Annotated in this window: 28 protein-coding genes; 3 read left to right on the top strand and 25 right to left on the bottom strand. The window is 60.6% G+C overall.

Going from position 1 to position 24705, the window contains the following annotated elements; translation table 11 throughout:
- Positions 1-3: 3 nt before the first annotated feature.
- From PPA02S_RS05380 to PPA02S_RS05255, 25 genes are all read right to left on the bottom strand, one after another.
- Positions 4-513: a phage major tail tube protein gene (locus PPA02S_RS05380; RefSeq protein WP_028632528.1), complete on the bottom strand. Its 510-nt coding sequence runs from the start codon at positions 511-513 to the stop codon at positions 4-6.
- A gap of 13 nt (positions 514-526) precedes the next feature.
- Positions 527-1705, bottom strand: a complete 1179-nt coding sequence (locus PPA02S_RS05375; RefSeq protein WP_028632527.1) for a phage tail sheath subtilisin-like domain-containing protein — start codon at positions 1703-1705, stop codon at positions 527-529.
- An 85-nt stretch (positions 1706-1790) separates the two neighbouring features.
- Positions 1791-2492: a tail fiber assembly protein gene (locus tag PPA02S_RS05370; RefSeq protein WP_050577086.1), complete on the bottom strand. Its 702-nt coding sequence runs from the start codon at positions 2490-2492 to the stop codon at positions 1791-1793.
- Positions 2493-2499: 7 nt separating this feature from the next.
- Complete coding sequence (locus tag PPA02S_RS23235; RefSeq protein WP_050577085.1) at positions 2500-6288, bottom strand: phage tail-collar fiber domain-containing protein; 3789 nt, start codon at positions 6286-6288, stop codon at positions 2500-2502.
- Positions 6281-6889, bottom strand: coding sequence for a phage tail protein I (locus PPA02S_RS05355; RefSeq protein ID WP_028632526.1), 609 nt, complete (start codon positions 6887-6889; stop codon positions 6281-6283). Before PPA02S_RS05355 ends, PPA02S_RS23235 begins: the two co-directional genes overlap by 8 nt.
- Positions 6889-7776, bottom strand: a complete 888-nt coding sequence (locus PPA02S_RS05350) for a baseplate assembly protein (protein ID WP_028632525.1) — start codon at positions 7774-7776, stop codon at positions 6889-6891. Before PPA02S_RS05350 ends, PPA02S_RS05355 begins: the two co-directional genes overlap by 1 nt.
- A complete protein-coding gene (locus PPA02S_RS05345) occupies positions 7773-8099 on the bottom strand; it encodes a GPW/gp25 family protein (protein ID WP_028632524.1) in 327 nt (108 codons plus the stop codon). Before PPA02S_RS05345 ends, PPA02S_RS05350 begins: the two co-directional genes overlap by 4 nt.
- 3 nt (positions 8100-8102) lie before the next feature.
- Complete coding sequence (locus PPA02S_RS05340; RefSeq protein WP_033727929.1) at positions 8103-8312, bottom strand: hypothetical protein; 210 nt, start codon at positions 8310-8312, stop codon at positions 8103-8105.
- 40 nt (positions 8313-8352) lie between these two features.
- The gene (locus PPA02S_RS05335; protein WP_028632523.1) at positions 8353-8913 is read right to left on the bottom strand and encodes a phage baseplate assembly protein V; all 561 of its coding nucleotides are present in this window, start codon (positions 8911-8913) and stop codon (positions 8353-8355) included.
- Positions 8910-9437 (bottom strand): hypothetical protein, encoded by a 528-nt coding sequence (locus PPA02S_RS05330; RefSeq protein ID WP_028632522.1) that lies wholly within the window; start codon positions 9435-9437, stop codon positions 8910-8912. Before PPA02S_RS05330 ends, PPA02S_RS05335 begins: the two co-directional genes overlap by 4 nt.
- Entirely contained in the window at positions 9430-10092 is a 663-nt protein-coding gene (locus PPA02S_RS05325) for a hypothetical protein (RefSeq protein ID WP_028632521.1), read from the bottom strand. The genes PPA02S_RS05330 and PPA02S_RS05325 overlap by 8 nt, the downstream gene beginning before the upstream one ends.
- The gene (locus tag PPA02S_RS05320; protein WP_028632520.1) at positions 10089-10403 is read right to left on the bottom strand and encodes a head-tail joining protein; all 315 of its coding nucleotides are present in this window, start codon (positions 10401-10403) and stop codon (positions 10089-10091) included. The genes PPA02S_RS05325 and PPA02S_RS05320 overlap by 4 nt, the downstream gene beginning before the upstream one ends.
- Before the next feature lie 2 nt (positions 10404-10405).
- Positions 10406-11401: a major capsid protein gene (locus PPA02S_RS05315; protein WP_028632519.1), complete on the bottom strand. Its 996-nt coding sequence runs from the start codon at positions 11399-11401 to the stop codon at positions 10406-10408.
- A 62-nt stretch (positions 11402-11463) separates the two neighbouring features.
- Positions 11464-11811: a head decoration protein gene (locus PPA02S_RS05310; RefSeq protein ID WP_028632518.1), complete on the bottom strand. Its 348-nt coding sequence runs from the start codon at positions 11809-11811 to the stop codon at positions 11464-11466.
- Positions 11808-12965: a head maturation protease, ClpP-related gene (locus tag PPA02S_RS05305; protein ID WP_028632517.1), complete on the bottom strand. Its 1158-nt coding sequence runs from the start codon at positions 12963-12965 to the stop codon at positions 11808-11810. Before PPA02S_RS05305 ends, PPA02S_RS05310 begins: the two co-directional genes overlap by 4 nt.
- A complete protein-coding gene (locus PPA02S_RS05300; RefSeq protein WP_028632516.1) occupies positions 12962-14452 on the bottom strand; it encodes a phage portal protein in 1491 nt (496 codons plus the stop codon). Before PPA02S_RS05300 ends, PPA02S_RS05305 begins: the two co-directional genes overlap by 4 nt.
- Positions 14449-14655 carry a phage head-tail joining protein gene (locus PPA02S_RS05295; RefSeq protein WP_028632515.1) on the bottom strand — a complete coding sequence of 69 codons (207 nt, stop codon included), beginning with the start codon at positions 14653-14655 and terminating at the stop codon, positions 14449-14451. Before PPA02S_RS05295 ends, PPA02S_RS05300 begins: the two co-directional genes overlap by 4 nt.
- A gap of 1 nt (position 14656) precedes the next feature.
- The gene (locus PPA02S_RS05290) at positions 14657-16693 is read right to left on the bottom strand and encodes a phage terminase large subunit family protein (RefSeq protein ID WP_028632514.1); all 2037 of its coding nucleotides are present in this window, start codon (positions 16691-16693) and stop codon (positions 14657-14659) included.
- A 4-nt stretch (positions 16694-16697) separates the two neighbouring features.
- Complete coding sequence (locus PPA02S_RS05285; RefSeq protein WP_028632513.1) at positions 16698-17279, bottom strand: hypothetical protein; 582 nt, start codon at positions 17277-17279, stop codon at positions 16698-16700.
- Positions 17280-17439: 160 nt separating this feature from the next.
- Positions 17440-17787, bottom strand: coding sequence for a phage holin family protein (locus tag PPA02S_RS05280; protein WP_028632512.1), 348 nt, complete (start codon positions 17785-17787; stop codon positions 17440-17442).
- Between the two features lie 207 nt (positions 17788-17994).
- On the bottom strand, positions 17995-18537 hold the full coding sequence (locus PPA02S_RS05275) for a hypothetical protein (RefSeq protein WP_428829800.1): 543 nt from the start codon (positions 18535-18537) through the stop codon (positions 17995-17997).
- 331 nt (positions 18538-18868) lie between these two features.
- The gene (locus tag PPA02S_RS05270; protein ID WP_028632510.1) at positions 18869-21649 is read right to left on the bottom strand and encodes a bifunctional DNA primase/polymerase; all 2781 of its coding nucleotides are present in this window, start codon (positions 21647-21649) and stop codon (positions 18869-18871) included.
- Complete coding sequence (locus PPA02S_RS05265) at positions 21646-21849, bottom strand: TraR/DksA C4-type zinc finger protein (protein ID WP_028632509.1); 204 nt, start codon at positions 21847-21849, stop codon at positions 21646-21648. Before PPA02S_RS05265 ends, PPA02S_RS05270 begins: the two co-directional genes overlap by 4 nt.
- The gene (locus PPA02S_RS05260; protein WP_028632508.1) at positions 21842-22330 is read right to left on the bottom strand and encodes a phage regulatory CII family protein; all 489 of its coding nucleotides are present in this window, start codon (positions 22328-22330) and stop codon (positions 21842-21844) included. Before PPA02S_RS05260 ends, PPA02S_RS05265 begins: the two co-directional genes overlap by 8 nt.
- Before the next feature lie 223 nt (positions 22331-22553).
- Entirely contained in the window at positions 22554-22778 is a 225-nt protein-coding gene (locus PPA02S_RS05255) for a YdaS family helix-turn-helix protein (protein WP_028632507.1), read from the bottom strand.
- Positions 22779-22874: 96 nt separating this feature from the next.
- Between PPA02S_RS05255 and PPA02S_RS05250 the strand changes: the two genes are divergently transcribed.
- From PPA02S_RS05250 to PPA02S_RS05240, 3 genes are all read left to right on the top strand, one after another.
- Positions 22875-23579, top strand: coding sequence for a LexA family transcriptional regulator (locus tag PPA02S_RS05250; protein WP_028632506.1), 705 nt, complete (start codon positions 22875-22877; stop codon positions 23577-23579).
- 298 nt (positions 23580-23877) lie between these two features.
- A complete protein-coding gene (locus PPA02S_RS05245; RefSeq protein ID WP_028632505.1) occupies positions 23878-24387 on the top strand; it encodes a hypothetical protein in 510 nt (169 codons plus the stop codon).
- Positions 24384-24629, top strand: a complete 246-nt coding sequence (locus PPA02S_RS05240; RefSeq protein WP_028632504.1) for a pyocin activator PrtN family protein — start codon at positions 24384-24386, stop codon at positions 24627-24629. Before PPA02S_RS05245 ends, PPA02S_RS05240 begins: the two co-directional genes overlap by 4 nt.
- Positions 24630-24705: the final 76 nt, after the last annotated feature.

The raw sequence follows: 24705 nt of genomic DNA, 5'->3' as shown, positions 1-24705 counted from the left end.
GGGTTACAGGCCCAGGGCCTGGCGTTGCGCGGCCAGTTGGTCGACGCCGTCGATGACGCGGCGCATGCCCAGGGCGTCGATTTCGTACACGGTGCGGCCGTCTACTTCGAGCTTGTAGTAAGTCAGCGCTACGGCGTGCTTGATTTCGGCCTTGTCGCCGGCCTTCCAATCGCCCATGTCGATTTCTTTGAGCGAGCCGCGCAGCGTCACAGCCACCGGCTTTATCGCGCCTTTCAGGCCCTTGAAGGCGCCACGGAACGTGCCGTTGAAAGCGGTACCGTCAGCCAGGCCAAAGAATTTCAGCGCCTCGCGGCGCACGCCGGTGGTGGTGAAGTTCGCTTCTTGCTTCTCCATGCCCATGTCCAGCTCAACGGGCATATCCATACCGCCGGGGCGGTGCTCTTCCATCTTGAGCGTGAGCTTGGGCAGCGTCAGGCTGGGCACATCGCCCTGGAAGCTGATGCCGTCCACGAACAGGTTCAGGTTGGCCAGGGTTTCGGGAATCATTGCCATGGTGGTGCGCTCCTTAAGCGGCGGTGTCGAGGACTTCGGTCAGCCACTGGTCAGTGACTTCAACGCGGAAATTGGGGTTTTCGGCAGGCGGCACATCGGTAAGGCGGATGTTCCAATACACCTTGCCCTGCCCCAGCTGGCTGGCCGTGTTCAGCTCAGGGTCGGCGTACACTTCAAAGTTGATGATTGCGCCCTGGGCTTTCAGGTCGCGCATGAAGTTCTGCAGGCCCTCGGTTACGTCCTTGACGTAAGTGGCCGTGATCGAGCGGTCTACCGCCCATTTGTGCCCTGCCTGAATGGCGTCCATGACGATATCGAGCGTTCGCACGCGGGTGACAAAGGCCCATTTCGGATCGCTCGACAAGGTGCGGTTACCCCACAGGCGGTAACCGTCGTCGCGAATGATGGTCGCGATCTTCGCGTTGTTGAGCAGGTTGGCCCGGCACGTCTCGTCACCGTCGAGGAACTCGATAGGCCGGGTGGTACCGGTGATGCCGACCAACTCTTTGTTCGACGGCGAGGCCCAGAAGCCATATTCGCTGTCGGTCCAGGCGAACAGGCCAGCCACCCAGGCCGAACCCGGGGCGTCGACGGTGGCGTTTTTGGTGGTGTCCCAATACTGCACGCCGGGGTCGACCATGAACGCGCGCTTGGCACCAAACCCGGCGGCGTAAGCGATGGCCGCTTCGTCGGTGGTACCGGGACCGTCGATGATGGCGAGGCCGCGCAGCTTGTCCGCCAGGGCCACCAGGGCGGTGCCTACGGCCTGGGTCGCGCTGTGCTTGGGCGCAACCAGCAAACGGGGCTGGGCGTTGAAGCGGCTTTTACCATCGCGCAGCGCCTGCAGGCCGGTGCGGGTGCCGTTGGCCAGCACGCCGCCGATGATGGCCGATGTTTGCTCGGCGGGGTCGGTCAGCTTGGCCACGCCACAGGCGACAATCGCGGCCTTGGCGCGGGTAAAGATGGCGCGGCAGGCTTTGGTGATTGCCGCGTCGGCACCGAAAGCCGCGACTGCTTCACGCTCGCTGGTGATAAGCACCAGGTCGTTTGCCTTGGCGGTCGGGGTACCGGCCGCGCCAGGCCCTGGGGTGAAGGTGTCGACCAGGCCGATGATCGAGGACGACGGCAGGGCAATGCTGCGCGCGCCTGTGTCGACGTTCGTTACGGTAACGCCGTGAAAGAAACCACTCATAAAACCAATCTCCAGATGTGAGAAAGCCCCGCGTGCGGGGCTTGTGGTACTGCGGAAATGAAAACGCCCCGTCAGTGCGGGGCGTCTATTCGGTTAGCGAAGCCAGCCAGGTGGCCAGCGCTTCGTCGTTGGGGCTACTCGGCCAGTCGTCATCGGCCGGGGCGCTGCTGGTGATATCCAGGCGCCCCAGCTCGATGCGGTACACCTTCCACGCTTTGAGCGCGTCGGTTTCGGCCGGGCTGGCCATGTCCAGGTCAACCGCGTCCTGCAGGGTACTGATGCGCCCTGTGGCGTACTGATTGGCCAGCTGCTGCTTGCGGTAGGCCACACGGCGCGCCGCCTCAGCGATGGCCGCTTCGTCCGGCACCCACTTTTCATCCTCCCAGGTATCGAATGGCGTTTCTGGCTCCTGCAGGGTATAGCCCTCGGGCAGGCCCCCCAGGGCATGCCACTCACGAGCCTCGCCCGTCTCGGTGCTGTACACCGTCGCGCCGCGATGGTCTGCGACCACCTCCCAGCCGTTACCGTCACGGTTAATCAGTGCGGCAAACCCAGCTTCCAGCGCTGGCGGCTCGATCTGGTAACTGCAGGCTGGGAATAGCCACACATCCGGCTCCAGCGGGCTGGGGTCAGCTTCCGAAACCCCCAGGTACTCACCGGTACCGCGATGCACGTTGCACACCTTGGGCGCCTCAACCCCCTGTAGGTGCCACCAAGGCAGCTCGGGTTGTTCGGGCAGCTCTGTGGAATCCTGCAGTTCCTGCAGCTCAGTGACCTCTTCGCTCATAAATCCCTCAATACTTGATGCAGGCCAGATAGGCCCGGTTGGCCATACGGGTTTCGTTGCCGCCCGTCGCGCTGATGATTAGGGTGTGGTTGTGCGCCCCCCCAGTGCCGGTAGTCAGCGTTTGATACCCCTCTTCCACCTCGTCACCGAGTACAGCGTCTTTAGACATGGCACCAGACCCGCCGTAGTCGCCATTCACCAGGTCGCGAGGAACGCTCATGTTGTGAACGTGCGCGCCGGCGGTGCTGGTGATGCCACCGTGGGCGTGCGACTCGATTTGCCCGGCCTGCGCCGAGAACAACGCCCGCCCTGCGTCGGCCGCGTTAAGGCCATCGGTCCAGGCCCGGTCAATCAGCTCTCGGTCATCCGGCAGGTTGAACGTGGTTGATCCATCACCAGCACCGAACTGGGTACCAATCACGGCGAACAGCGCGGCGTAGGTCGTACGCGAGACTGCTGCACCGTTACGCTTTAGCCAGCCGCTGGGCGGACTGCTTAGGGCGAAGTGAGCGACCTGGCCGACCGGGGCAGCCATATCAACCTTTTTCTTGACCCAGGCACTGTTGACCGCACGCGTGCTGTTGTCGTCATCAGTCGGCGCGGCCACAGTCGCACCGCACGCAAACCGCAGCAGGCCTGTAGCAAAGTCCAGCTGGAACGGCCGCAGTGCGTTAAAGCTACCGTTTGGGTTTCCATTGTCAGTTAACAGCATGTAAAAGCTGCCGTTGTCCACACGGTTGAGAAGTCCGTATGACTCCGCATCGTTGATGTAACGCAGGACATTACCGCCCTTTACGGACACCTCACCCGTAAAGCTGGGCGACTCCAGCATGGCAAAAGTGGTCCAGCCGGTGTATGTGCCCGTACCTGTTGCGTAGCGAACAAATAGCTTTCTCGCGACGTAGTCGGCCGCAATCTGCGTTGGTCGGCTATCACGGGGCAGGTGCAGCAACGCGCCGGCTGCCTCAGTGGGCGCACCCGGCGTTTTCACTGCGTACATGTACAAGCCGCCTTTGGTCAGGCTGGCAATGTCGCTCACCGCCTCATTGGCAGGGTTAGCACTACCAATGCCAAACAGCCCCATTGCCGCCTGAACAAACGCAGTGTTCGCAAGGCTGGTGTCATTATCTCCAACAGGTGCGGTCGGTGCGGTTGGATTGCCAGTAAAGGCTGGGCTGGCCAGCGCGGCCTTTTTGGCCAACTCGTTGACCATGGTTGTAGAAAAGTTCGGGTCATTCCCTAACGCTGTTGCAAGCTCACTCAGTGTATCCAGCGCAGCCGGGGAGGCATTTATCAGCGCTGCAATGGCGTCTTGCACAAACGCGGTATTGGCGATCTGCGCCGTCTTGGTGCCCTTGGGTGCCGTCGGCGCCGTGGGAGTGCCGGTTAAGGCTGGACTGGCCAGATCTGCTTTCAATGCTGCAAGCGCGGCCACAAAGGCCGTGCTGGCTGCCTGGGTCGTGTTGCTGCCGGCCGGCGCAGTCGGCACCCGAGGGGTACCCGTAAGACTTGGCGAGTCGAGCGGGGCCAGCTCGATCGGGTCACGCCAACTGCCATCCTGATTACTGGCCCGCCCAAAAAACCGGTCCTTGTAGGGAATGTTGCCAATCTCAAACCCGCGATTACCGCCATATGTCATTCGCTGAACAAAGGCGTACTCAGGGTATGGCGAGATCGCTGACGGGTAGTAGTAGTTGCCCGATGGCATGGAGGCTAGGCCCGCCATGTTGTCCGGCAAGCCCTTGCCACCCTCTGTAGAGCCCACACCGAAACGTGCCAGCATATTTCGTGTACTGGCCATGGTTGCCAACGCGTTCGACGTATCGGCGGGGTCTTGATTTGGAGCGGTGGGGCTGCCTGTGAAAGCGGGCGAGTCAAGGCGCCCCACTTGCTGCCAATCGGACCACGCACCACCGGCTTTGGTACGCCAAAAAAGCCGGCCATTGCCAATGTTAGAACTACAGCTTGCCGCCAGCTGGAAGCATCCTGTCTGGTTGAACTGAATATGAAGCAACGCCATAGATGCATTCGGGAACGGTGAGCTTTTGGCGCTGCCTTCTGCTCGATAAAGGCCCGTTTCCGTGACGCCATCGAAATCGGCAATTGTGATGCCGATGGTCGTACCCAAGCCAAAGGCCTGGAGCGCTGCCAACACTGCCACCATGTTGGCGGCCTGCTTGGTAGTCGATCCAACAGGCGCGGTTGGAACCTCTGGCGTGCCGGTGAATACAGGCGAGTCCAGTTCGGCCACTTCTTTGAGCTTGCCACGCCCTACAACGAACCAGGCCGTGCCCGACGACGCCAGTTCAGCCCATTCAAAGGGTTTGAGGGGCATTTGCCCGATTGTCGACCCACCGTCAACGATAGAGCCAGATGATGCGACCACAACGGTCTGCGTGGCTGTGGCCGATGGATTGCGCAGCATCACCGAGGCACCATTGCCCACATCTGCCAGGGACGGTAAGGCGAGTGTCAGCGGGCCAGTATTGAACTGCACAGCGTTGCCCATCTGCGCGGCAGTCAACGTCAGGTTCGTGCTCACACCGATAACGGCCGTCTTGAACTGACGTGCGGACGCGGCCACGGCTGTAGCTAAGGCGCTCATGTTTGCGACCTGCAGCCCGGTGCTACTGGCAGCAGGTGTTGGCGTCTCAGGCGTTCCCGAGAACTTGGGCGACAGCAGCGGCGCCTTTTTGGCCAGCTCGTTGACCATGGTTGTGGCGAAGTTCGGGTCATTGCCGATGGCGGTGGCCAGCTCTTTGAGTGTGTCCAAGGCGCCCGGCGCTGAGTCCACCAGGCCATTCACTGCGCTAGTGACCGAATCGGCAATAGCCTTGGCGATTTCGCTCCGGTTGTAGGTTTCCGACTTGGTGTACACGTCGGTGATGCCATAGCCCCCAACGGTGGTCGGGTTGGTCGCGGCAACCACCCGGCCGTACTTGTCGACCTGCACGCTTTTGTACGTGCCGGCGTTCACGCCCGTGCGGCCAAAGGCCATTTCAAACGACAACGCCGTTACGCCCAGGGCAATCGGGGCATCGGTCACCAGCTGCCAGGCGCTGTCACCGTTGAGCGTGCCCGACTCCACCAGTACCAGCAGGCCTGGGGTTACCTTGGCGCTGCTGTCGGCATCGGTGGAGCGCTTCCAGGCGGCGCCCGAAACCACGGTGTAGATACCGTTTTCCTTGGCCGCTGCTTGGTTCTTGACCAGCACGCGTGCGCCTGCAGCCAAGGCCACACCGTCGATAGTCTGCTGGCCGCTCAGGCTGATGTTTGCCGTGGTGGCCACCAGCACCGAGTGCTTGAAGTCCTGCCGGCTCAGTTCCTCGGTAACCCACTCACGGGTGGCCAGCACCACGCTGGGGTCAATCTTGAGCTGCACGTTCGCCGCGCTGCTGACCACCAGGCTCATGCGCAGCACCTGGGTGCGGCCCGAGCCCTGCGACAGCACCGGTTTGTACGTCGGTGCGCAGTTGGCCACGGCCACCAGGTCGCCGTCTTCATCGTACAAACCGATCTCGCGAATCCACATGCCGCCGATATCGGCCGGGATGACCTGTTCGGCCACGATGATCGACGGGTCGTTGTCGTCCACCTTGAGCTGGTTGAGCGGCGCACGGCGCCACTCGTTAATGAGCGCCTTCTGTGTCGCGTTCGGGGTCGGGTCGGTGCCCTTGGCATCCCCCACGCCCATTTGCGTGATTTTCCACGCGATGCCCAGGGCGTCGGCGTTGGCCTGCTTGGCTGCGCCGACATTCGTCAGGATCGCGTAGAACTGGGTGTTCTTATCAACCATATCCAATTTCCAATGTGTCGATTGTGGTTTCACGGCCACCGCGCCCGATCACGCCGATGACTTCAATGGCGCGCTGTATGGGTGGGTACACGCTCAGAATGTCGCCCTCGCTCAGGCTCGCCCCGATGTAGCAGCGGCCCTTGGTTTCAAGGCTGATTTCCAGGCCGACCATGTGCCGGCTCACCGGCCGGGCGTCATCGAGCAACGCCGACAGCTCGCGGTAGGTGTCATCGCTGATACCCGAGTCCGACACCCCGACCTTGAGCGCGAAGGTGCCAGGCACACCCACAGGGGCCATCCGCCACCACTCGACCACCTCAATCAGGTAGCCGAACGGCTCCACCACACGGCGCAGCGCGCCGATGGTTCCTTTGTGCTTGTGGATGTAGAACGACGACTTGATAACCGAGCGCTTGACCGCCTCTGACCAGTTGTCATCCCAGCGGTCGACCGACCAGGCCCACGCCAGCTGGTACAGCAGGTGGGCCGGGCAGGTGTCGGGGTTGTAGAGGGTGCGCAGCGTGATTTCGGTTGACTCGGTCCCGGCACCCTCTACAGCGCGCTCCAGGGGCGTGCGGTTGTTGGGGAGTAGACTAGTCATCACGTCCCCCGCACTACACTGATTCCACTGCACCAGGCCGCCTGCGCCTTGGTGGGCTTGATATCTGCCCACCCAGTCAGCTCAACCCGGGAAACCCCGTTGATGTGCAGCTGAGCGTCAACCCCGGACCTGGCCACCTCCACCCCGAGGCGCCGCCGGGGGTTGACCCAGGCCTGCAGGCGCTCGCGGCAGGTGGCCAGAATCGCCTCATTCTCAGGGCCATTGCTGACCATGTAGACCTTGGCATTGACCTTGTACGGCAGAATCTGCGCGCTCTGTACGGTGACCCGGTCCGCCACCGGCCGCACGTCATCGTCGTTCAGCTGAGCTGCCACGGTATCGAGCAATTCAGCCGGCGCCGCCCCGGTGCCGTCCAGCGACAGCACAGTGACCACCACCACCGCCGGCGACGGGCTTTCGGCCGTAGCATCTGCCACCAGGCCCGAGGCGTTGCGCGCGTGCAGGATGTAGCTGTTGCGCGGCCCAGCCGTGGTCAGGCCTTCGTAGACCAGCTGCACCCGCTCGCGCAGCGCGTCATCTTCTTCCATCACCGCCGGCACCGGCGGTACCGCAGTCAAGTCCTCGGCCTGGATGACCAGGCGCTGCAGGTTGACGTTGGCGGCCAGTTGGTCAAGGTCGGTGCCCTTGGCATAGGCCAGCAACAGTGCCTTGCCGGCATCATTGACCCGCGCCCGGTTGAGCAAGCGCCGATAGCTGCCCAGCTCGATCAGCTTGGTGACCGGGTCGCTTTCCAGCGGCGCCGACCATTCCTGCCCGTCCTGCTCCATCAGCTGCCGGAAGGTGGCCAGCTCCCCCTGATACGTCTCTTCGAAGTCCAGCGTTTCCAGCACTGCCGGCGCGGGCAGCGCAGTTAAGTCAATCGTCATGCGCTTGCCTCCAGTACCACGTCGTCGCCCAGGTACTTGCCGGATAACTGCAGGGTGACTTTGCCGTCGATGACCGACACAACCTTCACCCGCTCCATCTGCAGGCGGGGCTCCCACCGCCCCAGGGCGCGGGCCACCTCAGCCTGTACGGCGCTTTTCCAGCCCTCGTTAACCGGCAGGTCGACGTAACGGCGCAGGGTGCTGCCGTACTCCGGGCGCATGCGCCGGGAGCCCAGTGGCGTAGTTAGAATGTCCTCTATGGACTGCCGCAGATGGGCCAGGCCCGACAGCGGCTTACCCGTTCGGCGGTCCATTCCGATCATGGGTTACCCCTCCTGGCTCAGCGCCTCGAAGTCGCCACGCGCATCGAGAAACTGGCGCGCCTCGTCGTCGTCGGCCGGCACCACCAGGCGGGCACACACCACCACCAGCTCGCGGCCGCTGGGCAAGAACAGCGAGCGCTGTGAATAGGCTTTGTCGCAATAGATCATGTCCGCCGGCGCACTGGGCGCGGCGCTGTCTTTCTTCGTCCCCATGGAATACTCCAGACGTAAAAAAGCCCGCAGAAGCGGGCTGTCAGTGTTTGTGGTTTGGCGTATTGCCGGCAGTGTCGATGATGCGTGCACCACCTAAGATGTCCCCCGTTACGCTCAACGTCCCGTTGATCGTCACAGGGCCTGTCAGTGTGATGGCACCGGCTTTGGCAGTGATCGCGCTATCGGTTACCACTACTTCGCTGCTGGCCACCTTTACAGTGACTGTGCCGCTTGGGAGCGTGATGGTGTAGCTCTTTGCCTTCCAGTCGTAGACCAGCGAGCCGCCATCATCGAAACGCCACACCTCGACGTGGTCACGGTTGTCTGGCTGCGCGCCGGCGTTGCCATAGAGCCCTGGAATAAACGTGCCCTGGGCAGGCTCACCACTCGGGCTGATAAGCGCGCCCTGCTCGTCCAGACTGGGCGCTCGCCAATGGCGGGCCTTGCCGGCCGCCTGGGCATGCCAGCGGACCCAGGCGCTGGTCCAGCCGCTGCCGTCGGATACACGCACCATGGCGGCTTGCAGATCAACGGCCACTACCCGGCAGGGAATCACCAGGCACGACAACATGCGGTCGTGCTGTGCGGTCGCGTAACTCACAGGTCCTCCGGCGCGACGTAGTGATGCTCATTGCCTGGGCCGGTGTCGGGATCGAACGCAACGACCAGCGGGCCGGGCTCTCGGGGCCAGGGCCATTCCTCTTCACCGAGGTAGATAACCTGCGTCCATTCGACAACCCATACGGCGAAGCTGTCCAGCTCAGGACGGCTCCAGTCCCGCTCTGCCCGCACGAACTCAGCGAACTCCACGGCTAGCCCCCAGGACTGCATGCGCAACAGAACAGTCAGCTGGGCCGCAACGAACGCCGCAACGTGCAGGCAGTTCTCTTCCTCTCCCGGAACAAGTACCCGCGCCTCGAATCGAGCTTCTACCGCAACCTCACCGGTACCGGGATCCTTGTCGGCATTCTCAAATCCGGCCAGCTCCAGCACCACAGCTGGCGGCGGCACCACCTCGATACCGCTCGGCATGGTTCCGACATACTGGAGGCCCGGAATGGCCTGCCTGATGTGCTCTTCCATGGCCGCGTAGACTTGAGCGAGCGGGATAGGATCATCAACCATTGCCGGATCTCCGTAAGTATTTTTGCAACTCGAAGTTCAACTCCTGCTCTATCACGATCACCAAACGCTGATGAGCGCGCCCGGTCCACTCTTCAAAGTGTGGTCGGACTTCCGCCAGGGAGATCTTGGCCTTGGCCACCGGGAAGCGGCTGTCGTTCTCGGAGATCCATCCTGATCGGTGACCGCCACGCCCGGATACCTCGCTATCCGGGTAGTCATCCGCGTCAAAGTGTTTACTTGCGGTGCGGATCCAAATATCCGGCTTGCCTCCATATACCGTTTTGAAGAACGCGCCTTCATATTTACGGCCCGCCACTGCCACGCCTGTGCGTGTTTGACGTGGCCGCCCCGCCCGGCTGGCCTCGATGGCATTGATACCAAACCACAACTTGCCGCGACCGCTTCCCGACACAGGAAACGCCCTGAGCCGTTGCCTCACTGCCGCAATAGCGATGCGCTGCTGCTGGCCAACCGCACGAGCGATATGCGTCCGCAGCCAGCGCAGTGTCTTGTTGATTGCCCTTCGCTGGGCTGCGTGAGCGGCTTTGGGGAATTGCCGGGTGAACTGTTCGAATGCATCAACCCCTGCGGGATCCAACTGCAGTGTTATCAAGCCGCTGTTGGATGACTGCTTGAAATAGCTGCCTACACTCATAGCGCTTTCCTCAAGATCAGCGTTACAAGTCCATCGCCACCAGGCTCACTGCCAGCGATGGTGTACTTCCCGCCACCGTCCTCGGCCGGCAGATCGATCACGACCCTTTGCTTGACCTCGACACCTGCGTTGTCGCCAACGCGGATAACCAGATGCGGCTCGCGAAGCGCTGTTCTGATCTGGCCGAGCTTGGGTTGCAACCAGGGCGCCGAGAACATCCCGAGAACCGGACGACCATCGATTTCAGCCGGATCGCCCAGCACGTCAAAGATCGCCTCATCCACGTCGTCGACCAGGTCACGGAAAGCCATGATCAGATCGTCAGGCGGATGACAGCACGCGGGCGGGTGCAGATGTGTAATGGGTTGGACTGTGCTTCGCCCTCAACCCCCTTGCCGAACTTCATTTCCTCGATCTTGCTGTAATACGGCAGCCCTTCGGTGTTGACCGTTTCCATGTAGTCCGCAGGGGCATAGATAGACAGGAATAGGTCTGAGACACCTTCTGGTACCAGACGAGCTTCGTCGTCAGGCACAAACGGAACACCCGATACCTTGCCCCGATAGCGCTCCCAGCTGATGCCACCGAAGTCGAACGTTTCGCGGCCATCACCACGCAACGCAGCGGCCTGCTGGCTGCCCTTGTAAGTCTCGACCACCGACTGATGGGCAATCAGCTTCTTCCAGTAGTTTTTGCCACAGAAGGCACGGGCGCCCGTGGTGGTAACGTTACCAAGCGCGTCTTCTTGCATGTCCAGCGCTTCAACGCACTGAACCTGGACATTCACATTCGCATCGTTCAGCCCCATCGCCAGCTTCTGCTGGGACACACCAAATACCTTGAAGATATCCAGCAGCACCAAGGAACCGTCAGCATCCAGCACTTTGCCGTTAATTGCCCCCATGCGATGGAACTCGTGGGTGGCATCCAGCTGACGCTTTGCTTTGGCCAGGCGTTTGTTCACCACATCCTGCACAGCCTGCAGCTCGGTCAGGCTGCCAAAAGCGCGAATACCCTGGATCTCGTCCGCCTTGATAGCAAAGCGCTGTGGCAAGTGGACCGTGTTGAACGGGATCAGAGTCCGTTTGCTGCCCCCGACTACCAGGCCGGAAGTGCCGCGCTCGCCGGCAGGCACCAGCGCAAGGGTGTCACCGTCCTTCTCGATCTGCACAGTCAGGGTAGCAACCCCCTCCTCTTGAAACAGACCAAGTGCGGCAAGGCGACCTGGGAGATATTCCTGATCGTTAATAGCTGCGGTGAGGGCCGCAACACTGAAAGCGTCGTCTTGAAAAATGGCAATGTCAGCCATGAGGTACTCCAGAAAGTAAGAACCCCGCTCGAGGCGGGGTTGAGAGAAATGACGTAACAGGATCAGCGCAATATGATGAAGTGCGCGGCTAAGGCTTGTTCGGCATCCGCGTCTACACCTGTCAGCAGAGCCTCATGCACCTCGGCAAGGCGAACCACTGCGCGGCCGCGCCTGGGAATGTCGGACTCGCCCAAGGATGAATAGAGAATGCAGACGGCCTTTTCACTGCCGTCTTCCGCAGCTGGGTTGTAGGCGGTGAATTCACCGGTTGCGGTGACCAGACCGAGCAGCTGGCCGGCCACCAGTGCCGAGCCAGCGGCTACGTTGATTGCTTCGCGGGAAATTTTGCCCGGTCCTTCGGAAAGCAGGAATTCCCCGGCGTGAACCGGTTCCTGTCGGATGCTGCTCATGGTCGTGCTCCTCTGTTGGCGGCCTGCCGGCGGGCAGCCCAAATGCTGGAGGGGTTGGGTAGTTGGGCTCTGACTTTCTCTGGCTCGTCATCGGCCGGGGGGAGGCTGTTGTCGATCTCGATTCCCTTGCCTGAGCCGACCACCTTCTCGAACAACCGCGCCCGCACCGCATCGGGCTCCAGCCCGGCCATCACGAACTCAGCGGTAAGCTCTGGCAACCGAGCTGCTACGCAGAGCCCGTGTACATCCTTGGCGCGATTCAAAGCGGCCTGCACCTCGCTCGGATTAGTCAGTTTTGTCGAGGCAATAAGAGGCTCAACCAGGTTGCTGATCCCCGCTTTCGCACAGGCTTGGGTGATCATCAATGCAAGCGCTGTGGCATCACCGGCACTTGGCGCTGGGGGTTCAAGCGGCGTTGCCGGATCGTCTGTGGGTGGTTCCAAGCTGCTTGCAAGCTGGTCCAGTAGCGCCTGGGGAGTATTTCGGTACCGTGCCATGGCATTGCCTTGGCCAAGGCAGGCCCGTACCTGAAGGCCATTTCCAACCTCATCAGCCAGCCCGAGTTCGAGCGCCTCCTGGGCGGTGAGCCAGGTTTCATCGTTGACCATACGGCGCAATTCAGCTTCATCGATATCAGGTGCTTTGGCCTTGTAGGCTGCGATGATCACTTCGAACGCCTGATCGAGCACATCGGCTACACGTCGCAATTCCTCTGCATCCCCACCCGCCCAGGTGTATGGGTTGTGGATCATCAGGATTGCGTTCGATGCCATCACCACCCGATGTGCGCCGCATACCGCTACGCTGCCAGCGCTTGCCGCCAGTGCATCGACTCGGCCCGTACAGCGTTCGCCCAGGCGGCTCAGCGCATTGTGGATGGCAAGCCCTTCAAAAAGGTCACCACCGTTGGTGTTGAAAGCCACCACAACCGGCGACACGCCATCGTCAACCGCTTTCAAGTCCTGAATAAATTGGTTGGCGGTAATCCCCCACCCGCCAATCTCGCCATAAACATAAACTTCGATGGGGGTGGGCTCAGCCCCATCCGCGCCCTCCTCCTTCACGGCTGCGGTGATCTTGTACCAATGCTGATCTTCGATTGACGGCACCGAGGGCGCCTTATTGAAGATGCGAAACGGCATCAACGGTTTCATGTCTTCCCCTTTTGGCCGGGCTCATCAGGATCATCCTCAATGACCGGCAGGCTGCTGTAGTTGAGGCCCAAGGCCTTGGCCCGGGCAATGTCGGCGGCGTTCTCTTCGTCCACCACCTCTGAGTCGGTCCCGTTGCGCAGGCAAACTTCGCTGCGCGATGCGAACCCCGCAGCGATTTCCATACTGCGTGACTGGACGTCTTGAACCGGGTGGATGTAGGCCCAACCCTGCGGCACCCAGCGGGTACGCTGATACTCACGTCGGCGCTGGGAGTAGTCCGGTAGCTCCAATGCCCCGGCGAGCACGGCCATGTCCAACCAGGCTTTGCGTACTGGGCGACACAGCTGGTGGACGTACACTTGGAACTGGAGCTGCTCCAGCCGCCGCCGGAACTCGTTCAGCACCACGCGGATTGCCCGGTCGTTCACGCCCTGCATGTCACCGGTCATCAGCTCGTAGGGAAGTCCCGAGCCGGCGGCTGCAGCCATCAGCTGCTGTCGCATGAAGTCGGGGTAGTTGTTGCCGGCATCAGGGGGGGCCGAGAACTCGACCTGCTCCCCAGGGAGCAGCTCCTGCATCGTCCCGGGCTCCAGGCCTACCATAGGCGTGAAGGCATCCCGGTCGAGCTTGACCGGCGCACCCGTGACCATGTCGAGTTGAGGTGCGCCATCGGGGGCCGGCTTGCGAACGAAGCCGGCGAACAGGTTGGCCACTTCCTGCCTGAACAGCACCGCATCATCGAAGTTGTCCAGGCTGCGCAGCCGCTTGAGGACTGGCGCCAAGCGCGGCACACCGCGCAGTTGCCCAGGTTCCATAGGCTCGAAGACATGCAGCATCTGCTCTGCCGGAATCCGTACCAGTTGGTTGTAGCCCACATTGAGCGATGATTTATCGCTGGGGTGGTTGCGGTAGCACCAGTACGCCACTCGACGGCCCATGCCATTGAATTCGATGCCCGCCCGGATCACATTGCCGGAACGGGTCAGCTCGAACTTGTCATGGGGGATGAATTCTGGTGCCAGGCACTGCAGCTGCAACGGTACCGCGTAGCCATCTTCAGGTCTGCGCGGGCGCAGGCGGATGAAGCATTCACCCGACTGCTCGACGGTACGCGCTACGAGTGCCTGCAAGCCGTAGAAGTCTGTAAGTTGATCGGCATCAGCTTCATCCACCCAGTCCTCCCACAATTCCTGCATGGCCTTGCGGACCGTCTTGTCCAGCAATCGCGGGTGCGGTGTGATACCGGTGCCGATCAGGTTGCTGACACGCTTATCAATGACGTTGGCGGCATAGGGATCATTGCGTACCGCACTGCGCGAGCGGGACCGCAAGTTCCTCAACGCGGGCATGATCAGGCTGTTTGCGCCAGTGTCCGGCGCATCCCACCCTGATGAACGCCGCCCCTCGGCAGCGCCTTCATAGCTGGCCTTGATACGCTCAGGCACCAAAATGCCCGAACGCCCAAGGGATAGGTATCGTCCGCTCAAAGCCCCTTACCCCCGTGATAAATGCGGATCACCCGGGACCGGGGCCCGGCAGCGGCAGTTAGCTCAGTGCGGATCAGGTCACGAGCCTTGATCAGCTCGTCAACCGTGCGGTACTCAACGGTGCGGTCGGTGTACCGAACGGTCTTTTCACCACGCGCAATCGCCCGCTCGACCGCGTCGAGGTGGGCCTTTGTATATGCCATGTCAGCGTCTCTTGAGATAGCCGCTGCTGGAGCTGCGGCGTTGCATGGATTGGGGTGCGGCTCGCGGAGCCGGCGGTGGTGGGGGATCGTTGCGCTCGGCTGGAACAGGCGCGGAACCCGGCGACTGGACTTCGTTGTCCACGTCGTCATCAGGCTCGCTGGCCTGGGGCCGGGCTGGCTCCGGTTCGCCTTGCTCGAACAAATTGGCCTGAGCGAGCGCCTGCCGCAGCCTGTCCCAGTCCTGCTCACCGTAGCGATGAAGGCCGAGAAAGTTGGCCATGGCCAAGTTGTACACCATCAGGTCGAGCGCCTCGTTGCGGTCGGCCTTGCCTTTTACCCACTCGATTCGCTTATAGCCTTTGACGTAGCGGGCGATCTTCCGCTCGGCCACGCACTGCTTGAAGAATTCATCCGGCAGGTCTTTGGCGAAGTGCAGCGCACCAGGCCCCTTTTCAAAGCTGTAACGGTTGTAAATCCAGTCCTTGGCCGTGTCGGTACCGACAATCCACAACTCCGCGCCGTTACGCTCCGTTTGCCCCTTCCAGGTGACATCCACCTGAGAGGGCCGCTGAGCGATCACCGGGCGCCCTGGTTTACTCGCGCCCTTGAGCGCGAACACGTTGCGCCAGCGCCGCACGCGGGTGAACTGATACACCTCATGCGTGTGATGACCGCCGGAGTCGATGCCAGTGGCCAGGATCCCCAGGCTCACACCACAGGGGTGCCGGTACCGGACCTTTAGACGTTCGTCCAGTAATTCCCAAGTACGCTCATCAGCCGGATCACCTGGGATAACCTGGTGATCAACCACCCAGCGCTCCATCCCGGCCCCCCAGGCCATTGTCATCAGTTCCAGGCGGTTGGCCTGTACGTCAACGGCGGCGGTCAGTGCAAGTGCCCCAACTGGCAAGGTGCCTAGAACGTAGTCCTCTTGCAGCGCCCTCGCCTGCAGCACCTCAGCTTTGGTCTGCTCGACCGCGCTGTCCCAAACCTTCGCCAGACGGGTGTTGTAGAACACCTGCATAGGTTCAAGGTCACCCCGGTCCTGGGCACGCTTGGCCTTCTCGAACTGCTTGGCCAGATCAGCCCATGAAGTCCAACCGAGCGGGGCATACAGAGCGTTGAGGTGGAAACCAACCGTTTCCCCATCGCCCTGGGTGGTCGAGCGCCACTCACCCTTGGCGAGCATTTCGCCCTTGTAGTGTTCCTCGATCAGCACATCACAATCGCCAGATGAACACCTGTAGTGGACTGTCTGGAAATCGGCTGAATAAAGCAGATTCTCCCACTCCAATACCTGCATGTGACCGCAGGTCGGGCACGGGACGTAGTAGTACCGCTGGTCACTTATCTCAAACAGGTCAGAGATCCGCGATGCACCTTTGATAGTGGGCGAACTGGAGAAATAGAACTTGGCATTCCGGCCAAAGGTACTTCCCCGGGTTTCAGCCAGGTCAACTGGGTCCCCCTCTTCATCGACGTCAACGTCCCACCGGTCGATCTCGTCGCCGTAGATGAATCGTGCGGCCAGTTCTGCAAGGTTGGAGGCCGAGCCAGCAGTGGTGGCGTACAGCGTGCCGCCTTCGAACTCCTTGGTATCCATGGTATTACGTGCATCCCGTGAACGGGAGGTCGCCACTCGCGCTTTCAGCTCTGGCGTAGCGGCGATGGTCTTCCCGATCCGTGCTGACACCCGCTTAGCCAGGGCGAGGCTTGGCAGTAACGTCAGGATGTTCGAGGGAGACATATGGATCAGCGCCCCAATCCAGTTCAAGGCGATCTGAGTTTTCATCAGCTGCGAGGCGACCATGGTTATGACGCGCTTGCAGGGATGCGCTGGTGATAGGCAGCGCATAGGTTCACGGGCATATGGCGTCCGCGCCGTGCGGTATTTGCCGGGCTCGGCTGCACCAGTATCACGCGGGATGCGCATGTACTCGTCAGCCCATTCGTCCACCCACAATTCAGGGTCGGGCTTCAGCCCACGGCCATACGCTTCGCGGTACACCTTGACACCGTCCGCGTATCCGGTGGGCATAGGCTCAGCTCTGTGTCATGGCTTGTTCAAGATCGGCGTCACTCATCTTCGCCGCGTCTTCGAAGACTTGGCGAAAGGCACCGGTGAGATGTTTCTCGATTTCCCAGGAATCGTTCATCCCGGTCAGCTCTGCAGCGAGCTGGGGTGCAAGGCCGAACACCAGGTCGCGAAGTGTGCGTCCAGCCGTAAAGGCTGCATCCTCCACACACTTGCGCTCGACTAGGTTGCCTTGCACCCTGTTGAATTCGGCCTCCGCCAGTTGGGCGAGATAGAACTCGCGGTGTGCCCTCGCCTTCTGAAAATCCAGCCCCTTGCCTGGTTGCTGAACCGCTGGCTGCACCGCAGGAGCGTCACTGGCCGGCACGAGTTGGCTGCGGACATCTCGGTCAATTCGGTTTTCCTCATGCCGGGCCGTGACGGCCGCTTTGCTAGGGTCCGCCGACTCGGCTAGCAGGGTCTCTGTCGCCTCGACATCAACTTTGCCACCTTCGGTGAGCACCAGGCGGTCCTGGCTGGCCAGCTTGGAAACATAGGATTTTGACCATCCGCGCCTGGCGGCGAATTCCGATTTCGTCAGGTATGTCATTGCTAAATGTCCAGTTCACCCAATGAATCCAAGGGGTTAACCAGTTCACCGCAGTTCACTAAGCTGGTGAACCTCCCGCTAACGAAGAACCGCGGGTTCCCAGTCCCGTACCCTGGCCAGGTTGCCAGGGTCCCCGGCACCACCGGGGCTGCCGGTCGCGTCACTGCCCCGGCTCGCCGGCCTGGGGCGGCGCCTGGTCGAGGCCCAAACGCTTGGCGGCCCACCGCTCATAGAGATTGATCGCCACATCGGCGCCGGCCATGGCGGTCAGGCATCCAACCGCTGCAGCCGCCCACACCGAAACACCCAACGCATACAGCAGCATGTTGGTCGACAGCCCACAGGTGACGCAGGCACCAGACCGCAGTGCCAACCGGCGAACCAGCCCCCACCCGCGAGCGCCCGCCTTGTCGGCCCGCCACATTTCTCCCGAAACACCGCCGACCAGGGACAGCACTATCACCATCCAGATCGGCAGTTCGGCTAACGCTTGTTGCTCGCTGTTCATTCAAGCCTCGTTGGCAAAGCAAAGTGCCGGAAAAAGAAAACCCCGCCGGTTGGCAGGGTTCTCGATGCACCGATAGGTCGGGGCCGGTTGCACAACACAGTGCTTGTGGGGGAAGCGCCTAAGCGCACTTTTGATATCGTGGGGACTTTTTACAGGTCACCGGAAAAACCGAAAAGGGTCTATTTTCGGTACGTCGCAATGTGGTGACTATCTGTCATCCATGTTGCACGCAAGTCGCATACCCACCCGACGAACGGTCTGTTGTCGGACGCGGCCTGCGCGGGCGGCAAGCACAGAGAAGACCTGCAGATGTAGCGCCTTCACCCAGTTCCGATAGGTACGGTCGGCGTGCTCCCCCAGTCCTACCTCCCGCATCTGCACCCTGATGGTGGCCAGCTCCATGTACCTCAGCTCGGCCAGCTTGGCCAGCGTTGCTCCTCGTTCGTCACGGCGGGCTAATTCAGCCACCGCCGCATCGACTTCGGCAGCGGCATGATCCAGGCCTGCCCCTGCTACCAGTATCCGCGCTCCAGAAGTACCGGTGCGTGGCGCCGAACCCTTCCATTCCATGATGGTACCCATCTGGCTGCCGATGCTTGCTTCAAGCCCAAGCTGCCTACGCTGCTCCCCCCAGTGTTGCATCAGACCGGCCACCAGGTGCAGCCGCTCGGTTTGGTCAATCAACTCGGCCATCTCCTTGATGTGCTGGGCCAACTGCATCTGGCGCTGAGGGCTCCCGCCTGCGTCCATGTTCACCGTTTTACCTCCAAATCCAGCACCCAACACACATTTGGCCAACCCAACACAGACCCAACACACTCGAAACTCAATGAATTCAAAGGATTAGAGATACCTGTGTGAAGTGTGTTGGGTGTGTTGGGTTTTTCAGGGCTCGCATGGAGATTTTTTCCCTCCGTGATTTCGGTGCTTGATAAAGATCGTATGCGCGCACGCGTGCGCGAACCCAACACACCCAACACAGGCTGACCGCAAGCCACGGATTCCGGGGGTTGCATGCGTGTTGGCTTGATAAAACCAACCCAACACCGACCCAACACACCCAACACACTTGCTGACGCGCTCATGCAGCCACCCTTTTTATGTGGTCCCAGGCTTCCACCGTCCAGCCTGCGAGCTTCGCTCGCTCACGCCATTCGCGAACATTCTTCCCCAGCACGGCCGCATTCAAGGATGGGGGCAGGGAAGGATCGCCATCTGTGGGCATGAAGAACGCTGCGAATCTACGGGTTGCACACTCTGTGGAGCAGTCTGACCAAGGGATAGCTCTCGTCTTCTCCACCTTCGCGCTCAGCATCAATGAGAACTTAGTCTGGCTCATGGCGTGTTCCTTGTTGTGAGCACACCATTCGATGAACATGGCGTATACGTCCGAGGTCAGGCAGCAGCCCCAAAGGCCGTACCCAAGCTCGCCGTTGCGCCAGAGGTAGTAGAAGGTTTGCCAAGATGTGCGACTCAGCTCGACCAGCCGCTGGCGGGCCTCCGTCTTCGGTGGGCGTGTTCGTTGATTGAAGTCCTCGAGGTCGACGCCTAGAAGCCATCCATACAGAGCAGCCACGCCACCCTTGGCCAGCTCTGCGGCAATGGCTTTCTGACGCTCAGGTGGCAGCGTTTCCAGAGGCCACATCACCAGCATTCGGCGGTCGTCTTCGCTGATCGGCCACGGCATGATCTCGTTGCTCAGGAATGCAGAGTTCATGTGGTTGGACTCTTCCCAGCCGTTAATGAACTTGGACTCCATGCGTACCGTCTTGCCGGTAATCATGTGCTTGATCTTACCGACCTGGTTGTAGCGCTGATCTCGGCTCACAACCTCTTCGAATACCGCCCACAACTTGCCGCTCTGCCAGGCGTTGAAGTTACCTTCCAACTGCGCCTGCCCTACCGTAGCGCTGTACCTGCCATACAGCTCGCCCATGATGTCTGCGAACAGCAAGCTCTTACCCGAGCCCTCCATGGTCGAATGGAACAGGATCGCCGTATCCATCTTCGCGCCCATGTGTTGCAGCGGGTAAGCAAGCCACTTGATCAGCCAATCCAAGGCTTCTTCGTCATTGTTACAAAGGAAGGCGATCAGCCAGCGCAGGTTCTCGCAGGCGGCGTCATTGCGCACCGGCGTAAGCGGCAGGCCCTCGAAGGTATTGATGTAGACCGCAGGGTCTTTCGTCATCGTCGGGTCGAACACAATATGGTCGACGTCCACTACCCGGCGATCCGGGCTGTTCAGCCAGAGCTGATAGGCATCACCCAAAGCCATTTTGACGCTGCCTTCGGGCAGGCGCCGCTTCTTCTCGCGGTCCCAGGCCTCTTTGGTACCGTCGATATAGATGTACCGATCCAGCGGCTCGAGTTTCAGCGCACCGCCTTTCTTGCTGGACATCTTCCGAGCCTGTTCAAGCTCAGTCACCTGCTCGGACCCGATCAACTTCTTGTCAGTGCGCTCTACCCACTCCTTAGCCAGCGGCTTCCCAACCAAGGCTTCGAACCCTGCCCGCTTCATCGCCCTGCCCTTATCCAAATCCCACACGCTGGTGGTTCCTTCCACCAGGGCGAACCGGCGCATCGCACCGTCGATATCCAGGGTGTCCCCCCCGTTCCCCCCTTTGGCCGAGGAGCCGGCCGGGCTGGGGGCTTCTTCATCCGATGGGGCGTGGGGAAGTTGCTCGGCATCACCGTTCCCGGGCGGAGGCTGTTCGGCCTTCTCAATCACAGATGGGGTGCGGGGAAGTTCGCCTAATGGCGGAGGGGCCGGCGGTCGAGGCTTCGCATCCAAACCGAGGATTTGAGCCGCTGCCCTAGTCGCCGCCCTTTGATCACCGTCGTGCATAAGGATGCAGAAGACATCGAACGCATCATTCTTGTGTCCGTTAGCCAACGGATCCGATGTGTGATGCGAATAGAGTTTGCCGTCCGTGATCGTCACCCCTGGCTGGCCTGAACTGCTGTGCGGGCTCAGCCACTTGCCATCGAGACGCTTGTAGCCATGGGCTTCGATCATGGTTGCAATGTCATGGACCCGATTGAACTCAGGAATCACCTCTGGAAGCCGGTCACCTGACCTAGCCGTTGAGGATGTTGGCCTAGCACTAGGCCGAGAAACCGATGGAGGCTTTGGCGCCTTCGGCTTCCACGGACATACGTTTTCTCCCTGCACCTTGAAGGCATCCCAGTCCTGCCAAATCTCTAACAGATCGGTCGGCAATTCAGGCAGCCCATCTGCAGCCGGCGGGGTCTTCCACGTGTAAGGCCTACCAGTACCTGGGTGTATGGATGGAGGCAAGACGTCCTGCACCAAACCGCCACGTAACTCGAACACGGTCACCTTTTTGAACGGTTCAGCCGCCATGCGGAACGCTGCTTCGCGGGCCGCGTCACCGCTTTCCATGGCAGCCTTTACTTGCGCCATCAACCCCTTGTAAATGGTGCCATCAGGGTCATTCCTGTTGGGCCACACCAGTGCGTGGCGGCTTAATTCCACGCCCTCAGGCACACGAAACATCACGCGGAAGCGTTCAGGGTTTCCGATAGAGGTGGGATATTCCTCAGCCAGGGCGTCAACATTGAGACCCAATGTTTGCTGAAGGACCAGCCGCGTTAGCTCGACGTCGTCAACATCGAGCGAACAGACACGACTCGGCCCAAGCACAACACCGAGGTTATGGCTCGGGTTCCCGGTCCAGAACGCCTCTGCCTTCGACGGGTCGGTGAAGTACCCGCCAGGCTTGTTCCAACCAGCGCCCTTTGGCCCTTTCTCACCTGGCTCAATCGGAACGAGTGCGAGATCGAAGGTTTCAATGTAACGCCGCGCCCAATCAGCGGTTGCGCGGGTTGGGCGCTCTCTCATCTCCGACGCTCCCGCAGGCTCTGGCAGTCGATGCAGGTTTCGCAACCTGCAACCGATTGCTGTCGGGCCAGAGGTATCGCTTCATCACAGTCCTCGCAGAACTGTGCGCTTGGCTTGTCGGGAAGTCGAGCAAGACGCCGCAAGGACAGCTGCAGGAAGTACTCGGCGTGGTCGTTTGCAAAATCAACGGCATCAGCCATGGGCTTCGTCCTCCATGGCTTGGCGGGCCCCGGCCATGATTGCCAGGACTTGGCGGATCACATCCATCCCCCGGTGCTCAAGGTCGAGCACTTCGGTTTCCGTCCAGACGTTGTCAGCAGCTCCGTCGTGCAGGCTACCGACAAATTCACCGGACTCTTCCAGCAGCTTGGCAACGGCAAGAAGAGCCGCATTCGTCGCAGGTACAGGTTCAGGCTGATACCAGACCACGCCAGCCGGCCGAACAAGGGCATCAAGCAGACGAGGGTCTGCGGTCCAGCGAACAATCTCCTCGATCTCGTCCGGGCTGGGCCAACGCCGCTCTTCAGTGGGGTGAAGTTTCTTCTGCAGGGTGTCCACATCCATGACCATGTCGAAGGCCAATTTTGTGATACCACCGTGATAGTCACGACCGGCGCGATAGAGCGCCTGACGCAATGCGAGAACCGGACCAGCGTCCGGCAAAAGATCGATGCGACTCATAACCGTAAATCCTCGGTTTACGGTGTAGCCACAAGAAGGGGTAACCCCTATCCTACAGCCACGACCGTTTTGCTTTGCGTAAATCCGCGCTGTGCTGTGCGTGTATTGCATGCGGTAACAGTCGTCCGGTCGCACTTGTGAGAGAGGCTGCCGGACGATGGGAGTGACGATGCGTAGCACTGTCATAGCTGGGCCGGGAGGTGAGAGTCCTGGCTCAGCGGTCCTACTTTTTTTCCTGTCTCAAGTACCCCCAATCAATGTCTGGACGGAGCGACTCGCATCGAATCTCCCCGCCTGTTTCCCGATCCAGGCTGACAGCCAAGCCCGCACTCGCCCGACGGTTCCCGTAGGCCACCTGCTTGAGCTGACCTACTGAAGTCCCGCAGTGCTGTGCGAGGGCATCCAGCCCCTCCTTGTTCATGGTCTTTAGGTACTCGCTGAGCGTCATAGGGCCTCCATTGGCAGGCAGATTAGCAATTGCTAATTATCTAAGCAATAGCAGATCGTAATTTACTGTTTGCTAACGGAAAGCAATCATCACGGCATGGACATAAATGAAAGGCGTATCGCCTCACTCCGTACGATCATGGGCAAGCTGAGCCAGAAGGAATTCGCTGAGGCTCACGACCTAGACGCGTCGTACCTTTCGCAGCTACTCAACGGCCACCGGAAGCTGGGCGAGAAAGCTGCGCGAAATCTGGAAGTCAAAATAGGACTTGCGGCAGGGATGCTGACATCTCCTCCTGCGGAGGAGCCCTCCAACGCAGCCCCCACAAACGTCGTTCGCCTGCCCACCCGGGCCACAAAGGACAAGAACTTCGTGTTGATTCCGTACCTCGATATCGCGGGATCAATGGGCCATGGCAAGGTAGCCCCAGAAATGCACATTGAAGTCATCCGCGACATGACGGTCCACCTCGACTGGCTGAGGATGCAGGGCCTCACCTTCTCCAAGGTTGAAAACCTGGCCATCATCACCGGCGATGGCGACAGCATGTCGGGTACATTCGCTGACGGCGACGCCCTGCTGGTGGATCGTGGAATTTCCGAAGTTCGAACCGACGCTATCTATGTCTTCACCTTGGAAGGTGATCTCTATATCAAGCGTCTGCAGCGCCTAACCGGTGGCCAGCTACGGATGATTTCCGACAACCCGATCTACCCCCCCATCACCATTGATGAGTCGATGATCGAGCGGATGCACATCCAAGCCCGCGTTCTGCTGGCCTGGAACGCCAAGAAGCTCTAACCGTTCCTCGTTGCCTCACACCGGAGATATTGCCGGGGAGCAACAACGCCCCGCTGATTTAGCATCTGCTATTGATATAAAAATTAGCTTTTGCTAATTTCTGTCTGTGCCCACTCTCACACCAAGGACACAGACAAATGAAAACAGCACAGCGAAGCGGACCAGCAGCGGTCCTGATTCATCCAACAGCTTGCAGTAGCCCTGCGAGAATCCAGGCGTTCCAGCGCAGCACTGGCTTGCAACTAATCGTCGCTCTGGACGGCAAAACTCAGGCTATCCCCGTCGACGGGGGTGCAGCATGAACGACTTCCAGATTCCTCTGCGTCAGATCATGTTGTTGCAGCGCACTCTGGATCACGGAGGCACGGCGACGTGCAGAATGCAGCGCCCTGAAATCACTGTCGATGCACACATCGAGATTGAAAACGACAGCACACACCATTGCATCAAAGTGTCCGTGGGCCCGCTCAGCAGCAGCCTCACCCTTCCACGTGCGCTGTCCACCAAGTGTCAATCCTTACGGGACTTCGTGCAGGACCTTGCGAATGGACGGGCTGACACCGGCGCCCAATCGGAACAAGCGCTGGCACTGATGGAGGCGCAGGTCTGCGTCGAAGAGGTGCTGCAGTCGGGTCAAACCGCCTACGTCATCGCCACCGTCAACCGCCAACTTCCCCTTGGCGCAGTCGTAACCAACGACCTGGGCGACGTCTGCGTTGCTGTGACTGGCTCTAGCAAAGAGCAACTCGCAGCAGCCGTGCACGCCAAGCTTCAGCCCGGCCCTGACGACTTCGGGAAATGCGCATGAGCACCTTGGAGCAACTACGCGCCGAGTTCTCCACGCCCTGCCCAACGCTGTCCGCTGTAAGGGAGCGCTACTTCTCTCACATCGGGTCAGACAGGCGCTTCAAAGAACTTATCAATAAAGGGCGGATTGGTCTTCGCGTGAGCAAGATTGACTGCTCTAAGAAAGCCTCATATGTGGTTTATCTGCACAACCTGGCCGATTACCTCGACCGTCAGGCAGAGCGCGATAAGCAATCCGCCTGAACCAGGCGGCCCCGGCCATCAGGGGCATCCAGCCCGCCGCCGACTCTCACCTTGCCCGGTGGCCGGCTAACTTGGA

It is taken from the genome of Pseudomonas parafulva NBRC 16636 = DSM 17004, assembly GCF_000730645.1.
In the GTDB taxonomy this organism is placed as follows: Bacteria; Pseudomonadota; Gammaproteobacteria; order Pseudomonadales; family Pseudomonadaceae; genus Aquipseudomonas; species Aquipseudomonas parafulva.
Note: the sequence above shows the minus strand (reverse complement) of the source record. Positions and strands in the feature narration are given on the sequence as shown.